This is a genomic window from Streptomyces sp. Ru71, from assembly GCF_002920535.1.
GTDB lineage: Bacteria > Actinomycetota > Actinomycetes > Streptomycetales > Streptomycetaceae > Streptomyces.
Genome location: NZ_PQSS01000085.1, coordinates 1 through 15,695, shown reverse-complemented (window position 1 = coordinate 15,695; position 15,695 = coordinate 1). Strand labels below are relative to the sequence as shown.

At 72.1% G+C, this 15,695-nt stretch carries 11 protein-coding genes and 1 pseudogene; 6 read left to right on the top strand and 6 right to left on the bottom strand.

Annotated features, from left to right (window positions below):
* Nucleotides 1–175: 175 nt before the first annotated feature.
* Complete coding sequence (locus tag C3489_RS32415) at nucleotides 176–1,144, bottom strand: hypothetical protein (RefSeq protein ID WP_103785692.1); 969 nt, start codon at nucleotides 1,142–1,144, stop codon at nucleotides 176–178.
* 122 nt (nucleotides 1,145–1,266) lie between these two features.
* Between C3489_RS32415 and C3489_RS32410 the strand changes: the two genes are divergently transcribed.
* Together C3489_RS32410 and C3489_RS32400 are read left to right on the top strand one after the other, a co-directional pair.
* The gene (locus tag C3489_RS32410) at nucleotides 1,267–1,941 is read left to right on the top strand and encodes an SGNH/GDSL hydrolase family protein (RefSeq protein WP_103785691.1); all 675 of its coding nucleotides are present in this window, start codon (nucleotides 1,267–1,269) and stop codon (nucleotides 1,939–1,941) included.
* Between the two features lie 227 nt (nucleotides 1,942–2,168).
* Complete coding sequence (locus C3489_RS32400) at nucleotides 2,169–3,164, top strand: aldo/keto reductase (RefSeq protein WP_103785689.1); 996 nt, start codon at nucleotides 2,169–2,171, stop codon at nucleotides 3,162–3,164.
* A gap of 142 nt (nucleotides 3,165–3,306) precedes the next feature.
* Here C3489_RS32400 and thpR read toward each other — a convergent pair whose 3' ends face one another.
* The 3 genes from thpR to C3489_RS32385 form a co-directional block, all read right to left on the bottom strand.
* Nucleotides 3,307–3,879: an RNA 2',3'-cyclic phosphodiesterase gene (thpR, locus tag C3489_RS32395; protein ID WP_103785688.1), complete on the bottom strand. Its 573-nt coding sequence runs from the start codon at nucleotides 3,877–3,879 to the stop codon at nucleotides 3,307–3,309.
* 163 nt (nucleotides 3,880–4,042) lie between these two features.
* Nucleotides 4,043–5,317 carry an MFS transporter gene (locus C3489_RS32390; RefSeq protein ID WP_103785687.1) on the bottom strand — a complete coding sequence of 425 codons (1,275 nt, stop codon included), beginning with the start codon at nucleotides 5,315–5,317 and terminating at the stop codon, nucleotides 4,043–4,045.
* 99 nt (nucleotides 5,318–5,416) lie between these two features.
* Nucleotides 5,417–5,854 (bottom strand): MarR family winged helix-turn-helix transcriptional regulator, encoded by a 438-nt coding sequence (locus C3489_RS32385; RefSeq protein WP_103785686.1) that lies wholly within the window; start codon nucleotides 5,852–5,854, stop codon nucleotides 5,417–5,419.
* A 154-nt stretch (nucleotides 5,855–6,008) separates the two neighbouring features.
* Here C3489_RS32385 and C3489_RS32380 point away from each other — a divergent pair, with 154 nt between their 5' ends.
* Nucleotides 6,009–6,191, top strand: a complete 183-nt coding sequence (locus C3489_RS32380) for a ribbon-helix-helix protein, CopG family (RefSeq protein ID WP_181139930.1) — start codon at nucleotides 6,009–6,011, stop codon at nucleotides 6,189–6,191.
* Between the two features lie 35 nt (nucleotides 6,192–6,226).
* On the opposite strand, the gene C3489_RS32375 is transcribed toward C3489_RS32380, so the two are convergent.
* Nucleotides 6,227–7,678, bottom strand: a complete 1,452-nt coding sequence (locus C3489_RS32375; protein ID WP_103785684.1) for an NCS2 family permease — start codon at nucleotides 7,676–7,678, stop codon at nucleotides 6,227–6,229.
* A 114-nt stretch (nucleotides 7,679–7,792) separates the two neighbouring features.
* On the opposite strand from C3489_RS32375, the gene C3489_RS32370 reads away from it, so the two are divergent.
* From C3489_RS32370 to C3489_RS32360, 3 genes are all read left to right on the top strand, one after another.
* A complete protein-coding gene (locus tag C3489_RS32370) occupies nucleotides 7,793–8,062 on the top strand; it encodes a DUF2530 domain-containing protein (RefSeq protein WP_103785683.1) in 270 nt (89 codons plus the stop codon).
* Nucleotides 8,063–8,132: 70 nt separating this feature from the next.
* A complete protein-coding gene (locus tag C3489_RS32365) occupies nucleotides 8,133–10,529 on the top strand; it encodes an HAD-IC family P-type ATPase (RefSeq protein ID WP_103785682.1) in 2,397 nt (798 codons plus the stop codon).
* A gap of 125 nt (nucleotides 10,530–10,654) precedes the next feature.
* Complete coding sequence (locus C3489_RS32360) at nucleotides 10,655–13,180, top strand: hypothetical protein (RefSeq protein ID WP_146075380.1); 2,526 nt, start codon at nucleotides 10,655–10,657, stop codon at nucleotides 13,178–13,180.
* A gap of 89 nt (nucleotides 13,181–13,269) precedes the next feature.
* On the opposite strand, the pseudogene C3489_RS32355 reads toward C3489_RS32360, so the two are convergent.
* Nucleotides 13,270–15,695 (bottom strand): annotated as a pseudogene (locus C3489_RS32355) (molecular chaperone Hsp90); the annotation flags it as partial.

Sequence of the window (15,695 nt, the reverse complement as noted above, 5' to 3'; positions counted from 1 at the left end):
TTCGGGCTGTTCGGGCTGTTCTCGGACTGTCCGGGCGAGCGGATTGGGAGCGCTCCCACAGACACCAGGAAAGGGTGCTTCTCATGCACACGTCAACCCTGCGGACGTCTCCGTGTTCACATCCCGAAGAGATGGCGGCGATGGCCGGAAACAGCCCCCGCGAGAGACCTCCGGCTCAGCCGCGCCGGAACAGCCGCCGCAGCCCGAACAGGGCGAGGCAGGCGGCGGCCACGGCCAGGGCGCCGGTCGTCAGCCCGATGCCGCCGCCGTCCCCGCCCTCCTCGGCCGCCGCCGAAGGGCCGTGCCCCGCACCCGAGTCGGCGGAGCCGCCGGGCGCGTGCTCGGCGACCACCTCGCTCCCGGCGCCCTCGCTGCCGTACAGCAGCTTCTTGCCGTCGGCGGAGTACGTGACGGACTCGCCCTGCCGTTGCAGGGGCACGTCGAGCCGCCCGGTCCTGCGGATCCTCCCCCCGTTCCAGTCGTAGGCGATGCCGCCCAAGTAGCCGCGTACGGCGAGGTGTTCGCCGTCCGGCGAGAAGGCGGCGTCGGTGGCCCACAGGTCGACGGGGGCGACGGGCCGGAAGAGGTTGGTCCCGGACGTGGACAGTTCGGCCGGGCCCTCGAAGAGATGGCCGCCGTCCTCGTTCTTGTCGATGATGTAGACGCGCCCGGTCCTCGGATGGACGACCAGTGACTCGGCGTCACGCGCGCCGCCCTCGTACTTCACGACGTACTGCGTCGCCCGCACCGTCTGGTCCTTCAACTCCCTGGGCTCGGGCAGCCGGTAGATCCAGACGTACGGCCACCGGCCGCCGAGGTTGTCGCCGATGTCGCCGACGTAGATCTCGTTGCCGGGGCCGATGGAGATGGCCTCGACGTCCCGGGGCGAGCCGATGCCCTTGAGGGTGAGCCGGGCGACGGTACGGCCCGTGGAGCTGTCCACGGCGTACAGGTACGGCCCGTCGTCGCTGTCGTTGTGGGTCCAGTAGATCCCGGGGTGCAGCCGGGAGGCGGCGAGACCGCTGGACTCGGTGATGCGCGGGTCCTCGATGGTGAACCCCTGGTCGCCGTCGGCGGCGGAGGCGGGCGCGGCGAGGGCACCCACGAGCAGGGCCCCGGCGAGCAGGGCGAACGGTCGGCGCATGCCCTCCAGCGTGCCATCCCGCCGCGCGGAGCGTGATCCACAGCCGGTCGGCGGCTGATCCGTGGCCGGTTTCACACCCCGCGCCGGGGGTCGGCCGGGTGCTGATCGTCCATGATGAGCGGATGCTCAGGTTCATGCCCGTCGGTGACTCCATGACGATCGGCAGCGCGGGGGAACACACGTGGCGTTACCGCATGTGGCAGCACCTGTGCGCGACACACGGCGGCCCCTTCAAGATCGTCGGTCCGCGCGAGACGCTGTACGACCAGCAGGCCGGCGCACCCGTGTCGTACGCCTACGCCGACCCGGAGTTCCCGCGCGCCCACCTCGCCGGCTGGGGCGAGGGCTGGCTGCACATGGCCCCGCTGATCGAGGACGCGGTGCGGGAGCACCGGGCCGACGTGCTGCTGGTCTCGCTGGGCCTGATCGACCTGGGCTTCTACACCAACGCAGAGCAGACGGCGCAGAACATGGCCGCGTTCGTGGAGGGCGCGCGGGCCGCCAACCGCCGGGTGCGGATGGTGGTGCTGCCGGTGATCCCGAACGTGCGCGCCCGGGACGACGCGCCCTTCGCGGCGGAGGTCGCCCGCTTCAACGAGCTGCTGGCCAAGGCGGTGGCCGACCTGGACACGCCGGGCTCGCCCCTGCTCCTCGCCTCACCTCCGGCGGACTGGGACATCCACGGCGACACCTACGACGGGACGCATCCCGACGCGAGCGGCGAGCACAAGATCGCGGGCGCGTTCGCGGAGGCCATGTGGCAGGCCTGGGGGGTCGGCGGTCCGTACTGCCCGTGACACGGTGACCGTGCGTATCGTTGTACCGCGCGGCCGCCGACCCCTGTCAGGGCCGCTGCTACGTCCATACCGACCCCCAGGACGGTGACTACCGGACGCGGACGCCCGTCGACTTCGGCACCGACATCGACCTCACCGGCACCGTCGTCGACCTCGTCCTGAGGACCGACGGCTTCCCCGCGACTGACCTTGCTTCGAGCGCACTTCAAGCCGTTGGCTAGGACACCATGGAGTACACGCAGCTCGGACGCACCGGACTCAAGGTCAGCCGACTCGTCCTCGGCACGATGAACTTCGGCCCCCAGACCGACGAACCCGACAGCCACGCCATCATGGACGCGGCGCTGGACGCGGGGATCAACTTCTTCGACACCGCCAACGTCTACGGCTGGGGCGAGAACAAGGGCCGCACCGAGTCGATCATCGGCAACTGGTTCGCCCAGGGCGGCGGGCGGCGCGAGAAGACCGTCATCGCCACCAAGGTGTACGGCAACATGGCCGCCGACGGCGGCCCCGCCTGGCCGAATCACGACAAGCTCTCGGCGGTGAACATCCGGCGGGCCGTGGACGCGAGCCTCAAGCGGCTGCGGACGGACCACATCGACCTCTACCAGTTCCACCACATCGACCGGGCCACCCCGTTCGAGGAGATCTGGCAGGCCATCGACGTCCTGGTCCAGCAGGGCAAGATCCTCTACGTCGGCTCCTCCAACTTCCCCGGCTACAAGATCGCCCAGGCCAACGAGATCGCCGCCCGGCGCGGCGGGACGATCGGCCTGGTCAGCGAGCAGTGCCTGTACAACCTCGCCGAGCGCCGCGCCGAGATGGAGGTCATCCCGGCCGCGCAGGACTACGGCCTCGGCGTCATCCCCTGGTCGCCGCTGCACGGCGGGCTGCTGGGCGGCGTGATCAAGAAGGAGGTCGAGGGCGGACGCCGGGCCTCCGGACGTGCTGCGGACACCCTCAAGGACCCGGCCGCCCGTGCGCGGATCCAGGCGTACGAGGACCTCGTCGACAAGCACGGCCTGGAGCCCGGCGAGGTCGCGCTGGCCTGGCTGCTGACCCGGCCCGGCGTCACCGGCCCGATCGTCGGCCCGCGTACGGCCGAGCAGCTTCAGTCGGCCATCAAGGCGGCCGAGCTGGAGCTGAGCGAGGAGCTGCTGACCGGGCTGGACGAGATCTTCCCGGGCCCGGGGCCGTCGCCGGAGGCGTTCGCCTGGTAGATACGGCCGGACCGCGGGTACGGGTGCGCGGCGGCGCGGGGGCTACTTGCCCACCGCCGCCGCGACGATCACCACCACGAACATCAGCACGAGCACGGCGGCCATGATCCGGTTACGGGTCTTCGGGTCCACGGCGTCGAGCCTAGCCGGACACGCCGAGTGACCAGCGGTCGACCGCCTCGTAGCGGGGCTGCTCGCCGGGGACGCCCGAGCGCGGCAGGTTGCTGCGCATCAGGACCAGCTCGCCGACCGTCCAGCGCGGGGAGGCGAACGCGTGCAGCGCCGCCACGTACGGCCGTACGTCCACCGCGGCCCGGCTGCGGGCCACCGTGAGATGGGCCTTGTACCGGCGGTGCTCGCCCATCTCCACGCCCGCCTTGCGGCCGGCCGCCTCGGCCCGGTCGGCCAGCAGGCGCAGGTCCTCCACGTCCCCGTCCGCCCCGGTCCACAGCGCCCGGCCGTGCCCGAACTGGCCGCCGCCGCGCAGGGCGATCTCGAAGGGAGCGGTGCGGTGGGCGGCCCGCGCCAGCCGCTCCGACAGATCGGGGACGACCTCCTCGTCCACCTCGCCGTAGAAGGCGAGGGTGAAGTGCCAGCCGGGGCGGCCGGTCCAGCGCAGCCCGTCCGCGCCCGGCAGCCTGCGCAACGCGTCCACTTCGGCGGCGAGTTCGCGGGTGACGTCGTCGGGCGGCAGAACGGCGGCGAAGAGTCTCATGGGGCCAGTGTGCCTCCGGGCACGCACACGCCGGGGCCTGTCCCGGTCACCGTGCGTATCGTTGTGCAGCGGCACAGTCACCACTGTCGTGGACAGGACCGGCATGGCCGATCCGGACGAGTTCCCCCGCGACTGAGCCCAGGCCCCGTAGACGCCCGGAGCCTCACGCCGCGGTCGCCAGCTCCTCGCGCCGCTCGCGCGGAACGAAGCGCACGTGCGGGTGGCCGCTGTTCCAGCCGACGGACAGGCGCAGGCCGCCCGCCCGGGCCAGGGCCAGGGCGATACCGGCCGCCGCCAGGGCCGAGATCACGCCGCCGACCGCGAGGCCGGCCCGGACGCCGTACGCGTCGGTGATCCAGCCGGCGATGGGCGCCCCGATCGGCGTGCCGCCCATGAACACCATCATGTACAGCGCCATCACACGGCCCCGCATCGCCGGGTCGGTGGACATCTGGACGCTGGTGTTGGCGGTGACGTTGACCGTCATGCCGAACATGCCGATGGGCGCCATCAGCAGCGCGAACAGCCACAGCGACGGAGCCACCGCGGCGGCCGTCTCCAGTACGCCGAACAGCACCGCCGCCCCGATCAGCACCCGCATCCGGGAGGTGCCGCGCCGGGCCGCGAGCAGGGCGCCGGCCAGGGAGCCGATGGCCATCACGGTGTTGAAGAGGCTGTAGGAGCCGGCGCCGGCGTGGAAGACGTCGTCGGCGAAGGCCGACAGGTACACCGGGAAGTTGAAGCCGAAGGTGCCGATGAACCCGACCAGCGCGATCGTCCAGATCAGCTCGGGCCGGCCGGCGACATAGCGCAGACCCTCCCGCAGCTGGCCCTTGCCGCGCGGTGCGCGCTCGACGACGTGCAGTTCACGGGCGCGCATCAGCAGCAGCGAAGCGATGGTGAAGGCGAAGGACAGGCCGTTGAAGAGGAAGGCGTAGCCCGTGCCCACGCCGGTGATCATCAGGCCGGCGACGGCCGGTCCGACCAGGCGGGCGGACTGGAAGTTCGCGGAGTTCAGGCTGACCGCGTTCTGCAGCTGGCCGGGGCCGACCATCTCGGAGACGAAGGACTGCCGGGCCGGGTTGTCGACGACCGTGGCCAGGCCCACCAGGAACGCGGCGACGTAGACGTGCCAGACCTCGACGTGCCCGGTGAGGGTGAGGGCGGCCAGCACCAGGCCGGTGACGCCCATGGCGGCCTGCGTGAACAGCAGGGTGCGGCGCTTGGGCAGCCGGTCGACGAGGACACCGCCGTAGAGGCCGAAGAGCAGCATCGGCAGGAACTGCAGGGCGGTGGTGACGCCGACGGCGGTCGCGGAGCCGGTGAGGCTGAGCACCAGCCAGTCCTGGGCGATGCGCTGCATCCAGGTGCCGGTGTTCGAGACGACCTGGCCGAGGAAGAAGAGGCGGTAGTTCCGGATCTTCAGCGAGCTGAACATCGAGGAGGAGCTACGGGGGTTGTGGGTGGTCTTTGGTCCGGGGGCGGAAGGTGTTCCGGTTCCCGTACTCAAAAGCGTTCGCCTCCTTGATACGACTGCTTACAGATGTGCGAGCTTCTCCAGCACGGGGGCGGCGGCACGCAGGGCGGCCCACTCGTCCTCGTCGAGGTTCTCCACCAGGGCGGCCAGGAAGGCGTTGCGCTTGGCGCGGCTCTCGGCGAGCATCGCCTCGGCCTGCTCGGTCTTGGTGACGACCTTCTGGCGCCGGTCCTCCGGGTGCGGCTCCAGCCGGACCAGGCCCTTGGCCTCCAGCAGCGCGACGATGCGGGTCATCGACGGCGGCTGCACGTGCTCCTTGCGGGCGAGCTCGCCCGGGGTGGCCGAGCCGCAGCGGGCGAGGGTGCCCAGCACCGACATCTCGGTGGGGCTCAGCGACTCGTCGACCCGCTGGTGCTTGAGCCGACGGGACAACCGCATCACGGCGGAGCGCAGGGAGTTCACGGCGGCGGCATCGTCGCCATGGGTCAGGTCCGGCATGTCTTTAGCGTAACTCATTACTCTGGCTAACAACTGCCGAACGCGCTCAGATATGCCCGTGACTCCGGTCACTGATGCAAGAGATCACTCATATGGGTGATCCGGGAGCGGAACGTGACGCACCGGCCGGAACGCTGCGGCGACCCTCGTGTGCATGGGGACCACCGTGCTCAGCCTGCGGATAGACGGGGAGCTGCTCGAAAGGCTCCGGCACCACGCGGCGAAAAGAGGAATGAGCGTCCAGGACTATGTCGTCCGGACGCTCATTCGGGATGACTTCGACGAGCGGTTCCAGGCCGCCGTCGAGGAGACGGAGAAGTTCTACGGGCTCACATGAGCCACGGGCTCACATGACTCCCGGGCTCACATGACTCACGTCAGGCCCAGGGCCGGCATCAGGTAGTAGAAGGCGAAGACGGCCGAGACGACGTACATCGCCACCGGCACCTCCTTGCCCCGGCCTGCCGCCAGGCGCAGGGCCGTGAAGGTCACGAAGCCCATGCCGATGCCGTTGGTGATCGAGTAGGTGAACGGCATCATCAGCATCGTCACGAAGGCCGGGATCGCGATCGTGTAGTCGGCCCAGTCGATCTCCTTGACCGAGCCGGCCAGGATCAGGAAGCCGACGGCGACCAGCGCCGGGGTGGCCGCCTGGGACGGCACCATCGTGGCGATCGGCGTCAGGAACAGGGCGATGGCGAACAGACTGCCGGTGACGACGTTCGCGAAGCCGGTGCGGGCGCCCTCGCCGACGCCGGCCGTGGACTCCACGAAGCAGGTCGTCGCGGAGGAGGAGCTGGCGCCGCCCGCCGCGACCGCGATGCCGTCGACGAAGAGGACCTTGTTGATGCCGGGCATCTGGCCCTTGGCGTCGGTCAGCTTGGCCTCGTCGGAGACGCCCATGATCGTGCCCATGGCGTCGAAGAAGCACGACAGCAGGACCGTGAAGACGAACAGGACGCCGGTCAGCACGCCGACCTTGTCGAAGCCGCCGAACAGACTGACCTTGCCGACCAGCCCGAAGTCGGGCGTGGCGACCGGGTTGCCCGGCCACTTCGGGGTGGTCAGACCCCAGGTGGGCACCTTGGCGACGGCCTCGATGATCATCGCGACGATCGTCATGACGACGATCGACACCAGGATGGCGCCGGGCACCTTGCGCACGATCAGGGCCAGCGTGAGCAGGGCGCCGAGGATGAAGACCAGCACCGGCCAGCCGTTGAGGTGACCGTCGCCGCCGAGCTGGAGCGGGACGGTGGTGTGGGCGGCGTCCGGGATGCGGGAGACGAAACCGGAGTCGACCAGGCCGATCAGCATGATGAACAGGCCGATGCCGATGGAGATCGCCTTGCGCAGGCTGTAGGGCACGGCGTTCATCACGCGCTCGCGGAGCCCCGTGGCGACCAGCAGCATGACGACGAAGCCGGCCAGGACGACCATGCCCATCGCGTCCGGCCAGGACATGCGCGGGGCGAGCTGGAGGGCGACGACCGAGTTCACGCCGAGGCCGGCGGCGAGCGCGATCGGCACGTTGCCGATGACGCCCATCAGCAGCGTGGTGAAGGCGGCCGTCAGAGCGGTGGCGGTGACCAGCTGACCGTTGTCGAGCTGGTGGCCGTACATGTCCTTCGCGCTGCCGAGGATGATCGGGTTCAGCACGATGATGTAGGCCATCGCGAAGAAGGTGGCCAGACCACCACGGACCTCGCGCGCCAGGGTGGAGCCACGTTCCGAGATCTTGAAGTAGCGGTCGAGGGCGCCGTAGGCGGGCGCCTTGCCCGGCTGCTCGGGCGCGGGGACCTTGGCTGGTGCCGAGGTGGACATTTGTGGTTTCCTACGAGTAGAAACGGTCACAGGCAAACGGTTTCAGTATGAACATATGAGCTTCATGATTGCCATCTCCGCGCGTAGACCTGATCGGCTCGTAAGCTGTGCTCCATGGCGAAGTGGACCCCCAGGCACGAGGCTCCGGAACCCCTCGAAGGGCCGGTAGTAGCGACCATCACCGGCGGCACGATCCTGTGGTTCGTCCTCTTCCTGGCCCAGCTGCCGTTCTACGGCTGGTTCGACGACCACGGGCACACCTGGTGGCTGTGGACCTGCCTGGCCGGCGCCGGACTCGGGCTGATCGGCATCTGGTACGTGCGCAAGCGGGACGCGGCGATCAAGCGGGCGGCGGCAGAGCGGGAGAACGCCCTGGACGGCTGACGCCCCCCGTGTCCGGAAGGGCTGATTGCCCAAGGGGTGAACGCCCCGATCCGCACGTACCGTCGAATGCATGACGCACATCGACGCGGGCGCCGAACTCGACCCTGCGCACCCCGTGCCGGTGCCGTCCGTCCCGCCGACCGGGCTGACCGCCTCGCAGGTCGCCGAGCGGACGGCGCGCGGACAGGTCAACGACGTGCCGGTGCGCTCCAGCCGCTCGCTCGCCGAGATCGTCCGCGCCAACGTCTTCACCCGGTTCAACGCGATCATCGGCGTGCTGTGGCTGATCATGCTGTTCGTCGCGCCGATCCAGGACAGCCTGTTCGGGTTCGTGATCCTCGCCAACACCGGCATCGGCATCGTGCAGGAGTGGCGGGCGAAGAAGACCCTCGACTCGCTCGCCGTGATCGGCGAGGTGCGGCCCACCGTGCGGCGCGACGGCACGGCCACCACGGTCGGCACCTCCGAGATCGTGCTCGACGACCTGCTGGAGATCGGGCCCGGCGACAAGGTGGTCGTGGACGGGGTGTGCGTCGAGACCGACGGCCTGGAGATCGACGAGTCGCTGCTCACCGGTGAGGCCGACCCGGTCGTCAAACACCCCGGCGACCCGGTGATGTCCGGCAGCTTCGTCGTCGCCGGCGGCGGCGCCTTCCAGGCCACCCGGGTCGGCCGCGAGGCCTACGCCGCGCAGCTCGCCGAGGAGGCGTCCCGGTTCACCCTCGTCCACTCCGAGCTGCGCACCGGCATCTCCACGATCCTGAAGTACGTCACCTGGATGATGGTGCCCACCGCGATCGGCCTGGTGATCAGCCAGCTGGTGGTCAAGCAGCACGGCTTCAAGGACTCCGTCGCCCGTACCGTCGGCGGCATCGTGCCCATGGTCCCCGAGGGGCTGGTGCTGCTGACGTCTGTCGCCTTCGCGATAGGGGTGATCCGGCTCGGCCGCAAGCAGTGCCTGGTGCAGGAGCTGCCCGCGATCGAGGGCCTCGCCCGCGTCGACACCGTCTGCCTGGACAAGACCGGCACCCTCACCGAGGGCGGCATGGACGTCACCGGCCTGCGCCTGCTCGACAGCCACCCCGAGCCCTACGTCCGGCAGGTGCTCGGCGCGCTCGGCGAGTCCGACCCACGGCCCAACGCCAGCCTGAAGGCGATCATCAACGCCTACCCGGACACCGAGGAGTGGCGCTGCACCGAGTCGCTGCCCTTCTCGTCCGCCCGCAAGTACAGCGGCGCCACCTTCAACGAGGGCGGCGGGGAGACCAGCACCTGGCTGCTGGGCGCACCGGACGTGCTGCTCGCCGACGACGACCCCGCCCTCGCCGAGACCGGGCGGCTGAACGAGGAGGGCATGCGCGTCCTGCTGCTCGCCCGCGCCGCCGGCGACCTGGACGACCCGCACGTGGCCCGCGGCGCCCGTCCCGCCGCCCTGGTCGTGCTGGAGCAGCGGCTGCGCTCCGACGCCGCCGACACCCTGCGCTACTTCGCCGACCAGAACGTGCGCGCCAAGGTCATCTCCGGCGACAACGCGGTCTCCGTCGGCGCGGTCGCCGCCAAGCTGGGGCTGAAGGGCACGGCGGTGGACGCGCGGCGGCTGCCCGCCGGGCGGGAGGAGATGGCGCGGAAGCTGGACGAGGCGACGGTGTTCGGCCGGGTCACCCCGCAGCAGAAGCGGGACATGGTGGGGGCGCTCCAGTCGCGCGGGCACACGGTCGCGATGACCGGCGACGGTGTGAACGACGTCCTCGCGCTGAAGGACGCCGACATCGGAGTCTCCATGGGGTCCGGCTCCGAGGCGACCCGGGCGGTCGCGCAGATCGTGCTGCTGAACAACAGCTTCGCCACCCTGCCGTCGGTGGTCGCGGAGGGCCGCCGGGTCATCGGCAACATCACGCGCGTGGCGACGCTGTTCCTGGTGAAGACGGTGTACTCGGTGCTGCTGGCCCTGCTCGTGGTGTGCTGGCAGGTGGAGTACCCCTTCCTGCCCCGGCACCTGACCCTGCTGTCCACGCTCACCATCGGCGTGCCCGCCTTCTTCCTGGCCCTCGCCCCCAACAAGGAACGGGCCCGGCCGCACTTCGTCCGCCGGGTGATGCGGTACGCCGTCCCGGGCGGGCTGGTGGCCGGGGTGGCGACCTTCGTGACGTATCTGCTGGCCCGGCACCACTACACGGGCCCGGGCTCGCTGGACGCGGAGACCAGCGCGGCGACGCTGACGCTCTTCCTGATCTCCATGTGGGTGCTGGCGATCATCGCCCGGCCCTACACCTGGTGGCGGGTGGCGCTGGTGGCCGCGATGGGCGCCGCCTTCCTGCTGGTGCTGGTGGTGCCCGAGCTGCAGCGCTTCTTCGCGCTGAAGCTGGTGGGGATGCAGATGCCGTGGACGGCGGTCGCGGTCGCGGTGGCGGGGTCGGCGGTGCTGGAGCTGGCCTGGCGGTGGGTGGGGCGGCGGTTCCCGGCCTAGGCCACCCGCTGGTTCGGATAGTCCCCGTCGCGGGGACTTGATCAGGACCGCGCTGAACGTCGTACAACCTTCCGGTCGCTGGTGCGTCTTGTCTGTGCAGCATCAGTGACGAGTGAGGGGCGCGCATGCGTCGTACGACAGGTTGGGCCCGTGTGACCGGGGTGGTGTGCGGGGCCGCCGTGGCCGCGGCGGCGCTCACGGCCCCGGCGGGCGCGCAGGAGAAGCGGCCGGACCGGACGACGGTCACCCCGGCGCCGGCGAAGGCCCGCCTCAGCACCGGCGAGACGGCCGAACTCGACCGGGGCGCACTGCGCGTGACGGGCCCGGACGGCAAGCCCGCGGGTGCCTACGCCTTCGCCGAGATCGGCGGCCGCACGGAGGTGACGCCGGTCGGCCGGCGGGCCCCGCAGCCCACGACGGTGCTCGGCGACCGCGGGGCCGGGGCCACGGCAGGCGACGGGTCCGCCCGCACGGCGGCCGCCACCGCCGCCACCCAGCGGGTGAAGATCGACCTGGTGAACGCCTACCAGATCGGCCCCCTGATCCACGTCTGGAACCGCAGCACCTGGCAGTACTACGACGTGCGCGAGGAGCAGTTCGACGACTTCGGCACCGTCGACCTGCCGCCGGGCGACTACCTGACCATCGGCGTCTACAACACCTGGCAGCAGCCCAGCCTGCTGATGGCGAAGACGTTCACGGTCGGCGCGGCGCCGATGACGGTGACGCTGGACGCCAAGCTGACGAAGCCCACGCGGATCGCGACCGACGACGCGAGCGCGGTCCGGCAGTCGGCGGCCATCTGGTACTCCCTGCCGGGCGGCCACGGCATCGCCGGATTCGCCGGCGGCTGGGGCAACGAAGTCCGCGTCACCCCGATCTCCTTCAGCGGTCTGACGCTGAGCGTGCAGGACACGCTGGGCCGCAAGGGCTCCACGCCCAACCGCCCCAGCCCCTACCGCTACGACCTGCTGCACCGCTTCCGCGACGGCGTCCCGGCCAACCCGGTGGCCACCGTCAGGACCGCGGACCTGGTGAAGACCCGCACGACGGTGCGGGCGCCGGGAGCCGGCGTGAGTGCGCAGTTCGAGGTCTGGCCGCACACGGGCGAGGACGGGGTGATGACGCCGGGCGGAATCCCCACCGGCGGCACGTTCACGCACTACCTCACGCCCGGCTTGACGTACAGCCGCCTGCTGTACCAGGGCAGCCAGTCCGCATGGCTGCCCGACATCACGGCCGGCAGCGGCCCGGGCGAGCTCCCGGGGGAGACCTTCGGACAGGCGCCGTACACCGTGTCCGGCGGCCCCAACCCCGATTCGTCCTGGTTCCAGGGCACGTTCCGGCTGCACGAGGACGGCCCGACCAGCGGCGCGAACGGCCAGTACGGGACCGAGTTCGACGCCCAGCACACCTTCGAGATCACCGCGGACGGGCAGCAGCTGGGCCGGTCCGGCCCGCTGCAGTTCCACGAGTACTACGAGCTCCCGGTGGGGCAGTACGCCACCTACGGCATCCGGCACACGGTCACCCGCGCCGGCACCCACACCCGGCTCTCGCCGCGCGTCACGACCGACTGGCTGCTCTCGGGGAGCGTCCTCAGCAAGTTCGACCGGACCGTTCTGCCGCTCCTCGACGTCGGCGTCGACGTGCCCTCGCTCGACGTGCGCAACCACGCCGCCGCCGGCCCGGTCGCCGTCGACGTCTCCCTGCGCAACCGGGGCGGCCACTCCTACGACCCGGCCCTGACCTCTGTCGAGTACTCCGTCGACGACGGCGCCACCTGGCGGACAGCCCCGGTCGGGGGCGACGGCGGGGCCTCCGGCACGGCGACCGTCGACGTGCCCTCCACGGCCGCTTTCGTCTCCCTGCGGATCGCGGGCCGCGACACCAGCGGCGGCACGGTCACCCAGACCGTCACCCGTGCCTTCGCCGGCCCGGCCCCGGCGACGGCCCTGCGGACCGGCCCGATCTCGGTCAGCGGTGTGACCGTCAACAACAACCGCCCGCTGGTCCTCGGCACGACCGGGGTGACGTTCCCGGCCCGCTTCGTCGTCAACACCACCACGGGCCTGGAGTCGGCGACCGTCACCCTGCACCACGGCACCTACGACCGGCCGGACGGCCTGCTGTCCGCCCCGGCCCAGTGCACCCTGCGGCAGGGCACCACGCGGTACTACGACTGCACGGCGATGTTCGGCCTGGACGGCGGCCAAGCGCTCGGCCTGAACAAGCTGTCCGGCACCTGGACGGCGGGCGCCCTCGTGCAGGGCACCGAGCGGTCGACCCAGTTCCAGGGCCCGGCCCCGGCCGGCGGAATCACCCTCCAGCGGTCCACCGCGCTGACCATCGCCGCCGCCCCGCAGCCGATCACCCGCGGCGCGACCCTCACCGTCACCGGCAAGCTGTCCGGTGCCGCCTGGGAGTACGGGGCGCCGGCCGGCCTCGCGGGCCAGAAGGTCGAGCTGCAGTTCAAGATGGCCGGCTCCGGCACCACCTGGTCCACCCTGGCCACCGGCACGACGGACTCCACCGGCACGGTGGTTCTCAAGCGCGCCGCCTGGAACGACGGCGGCTGGCGCCTGCACTACGCGGGCGACGCGAGCACGGCCGGGTCGTACTCGTGGGTCGACAACGTCGACGTGCGCTGACCGGCCTGAGCCGGTGACGGGAAAGGCCCCGGCCGCGTGGTGCGGCCGGGGCCTTCGCCGTCCCCCCGGGGTTCCGGGGGCGGCGGGTGTCAGTCGAACCAGCGGTCCCGGGCCAGTTCCGCCGTCCGCGACGGGTCCTCCAGCAGGGCCGCCACCTCGAAGCGGCGGGGCCACTGGCCCGCCGCCCAGGCCAGGCCCGCCGCCACACCCTCCAGGGTGGCCGCGTGCACGACGCCGTCGTCGGTGAGGCGCCAGTCGATCTCCACGCCGTCCACCACGAGTTCGTCGTGCTCGACGTACGCCTCGGGGGTGCGCGGGCCGAGCAGCACCCGCACGGACTCCGGTACGTCGTGCTCGGTGCCCTCGGAGGTGACCTGGCCGGTGACGGACTCGCTCAGCCGCCGCACCTGGAACAGCTCCGCCAGGTCGGCCGCCCGGGTGGGCCGTACCGGCAGCAGCGGCACGCCCTCGGTGAAGGGCAGCAGGTCGGGTGAGTCGACGACCACCGCGTCGGCGGCGTCCACCACCCGCACCTCGCCGTCGACGACCGCGCGCAGCTCGTCCGGCAGCGTGACCTGGTCGGGGTCCAGCTCGGCCAGCGCGCCGTACAGGCCGTGCAGTTGGGCGGCGGTGACGTGCCGGTCGGGGTCGGCGAGGCGGTCGAGGAGTTCGGCCGCGCCGCCCGGCTCGTCGAGCAGGGCCGCGACCGACGTGCGCACGCCCAGCGCGCGCAGCACCTGCTCGTCGTCGAAGCCGGTCGCGTCGGCCTCGTCGTACAGGCCGCGCAGCAGCGGGTCGCCGCCGGCGGCGAGCAGGCCGGCGGGGCGGCGGCCGTCGAGCACGGGGTGGCCGCGCAGCCACCAGGCGGCGTACGGGCGTACGACCTCGTGGGTGCCGTCGGGCAGCAGGATGCGCACCGGCTGCACCAGGGCGTCCCGCAGCGGGGGCCGGGCCAGCATCGCGAGCGCCTGCGGCCAGGCGTCGTCGTCGACCAGGTCCAGGTCCCGCACCGCGACGATCTCGGTGGCCACCGGCGGGACGGGCGTGTCGGGGAAGCGGTCGAGGACGTCCTCGCACCACACGTCGACGGCGTCCAGCAGCCCGGGGTCGTCGGGCTGCGCGTACTCGCCCTCGCGGGGCTCCAGTTCGTCCGGGTCGAGGACCACGTCGGTGGCGCGGACCAGCGCGAAGGCGGCCAGCACCCCGCAGGCGGCGAGCGGCTGCTCGCCCCACTTGGCGGCCAGGTCGGCGTCCACGCAGGCGAGTTCGCCCTCCCGCATGACCTGGTGGAAGGCGCTGCCGGGGAAGACCAGTTCACCGGCGGGGGCGAGTTCGCCGTCCTCGTCGGGCAGGGCGAGCGCGCCCAGCCACGGCTCCTCGCCGGGCTCCAGATCGGCGTCCCGGACGAGGGCGAGGACGGTGTCGGCCAGTTCCTCCGCGTCCAGGCCCTCCTCCTCCCAGGACACGCCGTCGTCGTCGAGGGAGGCGGCGACCGCGGCCCGCACCTGCGGGGTGGTCAGCACGGCCCGCGGGCCGGCGGGCAGCGCGCCGAGCTTCTCCAGCAGCGGGTGCGCGGCGTCCTCGTGGGCGACCTTCAGCCCGAGCCGGGCCAGGACGTCCGGGTCGATGCGGGCGGCGTCCGGGGTGGGCAGCAGCACCTGGCGGGGGCCGATGGTGGTACGGCCGTCGGCCAGCGGCACCGGCAGGCCGGTGAGCCGGTCGGGGTCCACGCCGGCCAGCGACTCGTACAGCTCGTGCCACCAGCCCGGGTCCTTCTCCAGTCCGGCCAGCCGGTCGATCGCGTCGGTCAGCGGCAGCCGGGCCACGCCCAGCGTGCGCAGCTCGACGCGGCGCTCCAGGCCGGCGGGCAGCAGGGTCGGCAGCACCTCGGCGAGCACCCGGACCGTGTCGGCGCCCGCGCCCTCGACGACCTCCGCGTCGCGGGGGCGCAGCGCCTCGGGCAGGTCGTCGCCGTCCTCCTCGTGCCGGGGGCGGGCCGCGGGCGGCAGGAACGCGGTGCGCGGCAGCCGCTGCAGGATGGCCTGGCGCAGCGCCCCGTCCAGCTCGCCCTTGCCGAGCGGGCCGGGTACGAGGTCGATGATCCCCTCGGTCACCGGCCGCCAGTCGGCGAGCAGGGCGGTGTAGGCGTCGGCGGCCTGCTGGATCAGGTAGTCGGTGAGCGGGCCGGGCGCGGCGTGCCGGCGGGTGGTGTCCAGCGGGAAGGACGCGATGAGCAGCGCGGGCACGCCGAGCGGCTCGTCGCTGGGGGTGGGTGCGTGCACGACGGGGGCTGGTGCGGGGGCGCGCGGGCCGCCCGTCGCCGTCCACGGGGACGGCCCAGGGTGACCGACCAGTGGGGGCGCAGCCGCTCCTCCACCGGGCGGTCGGGCGAGCAGCTCCGGTGCGGTCGCGCCGTGCGCGGTCGCGGTCGCGCCAGCGGGTGGGTGCCCTCGCGCGAGTCCTCGACGACGGTGAGCGCGCCCTCGGTGCGCGGCGCAGGGTGCGGGTGTCGTCG

Excerpts from the sequence above, each read along its gene's own strand:
- C3489_RS32415 (WP_103785692.1), bottom strand. The coding sequence starts at position 1,144 with ATGCGCCGACCGTTCGCCCTGCTCGCCGGGGCCCTGCTCGTGGGTGCC.
- C3489_RS32410 (WP_103785691.1), top strand. The coding sequence starts at position 1,267 with ATGCTCAGGTTCATGCCCGTCGGTGACTCCATGACGATCGGCAGCGCG.
- C3489_RS32400 (WP_103785689.1), top strand. The coding sequence starts at position 2,169 with ATGGAGTACACGCAGCTCGGACGCACCGGACTCAAGGTCAGCCGACTC.
- thpR (WP_103785688.1), bottom strand. The coding sequence starts at position 3,879 with ATGAGACTCTTCGCCGCCGTTCTGCCGCCCGACGACGTCACCCGCGAA.
- C3489_RS32390 (WP_103785687.1), bottom strand. The coding sequence starts at position 5,317 with ATGTTCAGCTCGCTGAAGATCCGGAACTACCGCCTCTTCTTCCTCGGC.
- C3489_RS32385 (WP_103785686.1), bottom strand. The coding sequence starts at position 5,854 with ATGCCGGACCTGACCCATGGCGACGATGCCGCCGCCGTGAACTCCCTG.
- C3489_RS32380 (WP_181139930.1), top strand. The coding sequence starts at position 6,009 with ATGGGGACCACCGTGCTCAGCCTGCGGATAGACGGGGAGCTGCTCGAA.
- C3489_RS32375 (WP_103785684.1), bottom strand. The coding sequence starts at position 7,678 with ATGTCCACCTCGGCACCAGCCAAGGTCCCCGCGCCCGAGCAGCCGGGC.
- C3489_RS32370 (WP_103785683.1), top strand. The coding sequence starts at position 7,793 with ATGGCGAAGTGGACCCCCAGGCACGAGGCTCCGGAACCCCTCGAAGGG.
- C3489_RS32365 (WP_103785682.1), top strand. The coding sequence starts at position 8,133 with ATGACGCACATCGACGCGGGCGCCGAACTCGACCCTGCGCACCCCGTG.
- C3489_RS32360 (WP_146075380.1), top strand. The coding sequence starts at position 10,655 with ATGCGTCGTACGACAGGTTGGGCCCGTGTGACCGGGGTGGTGTGCGGG.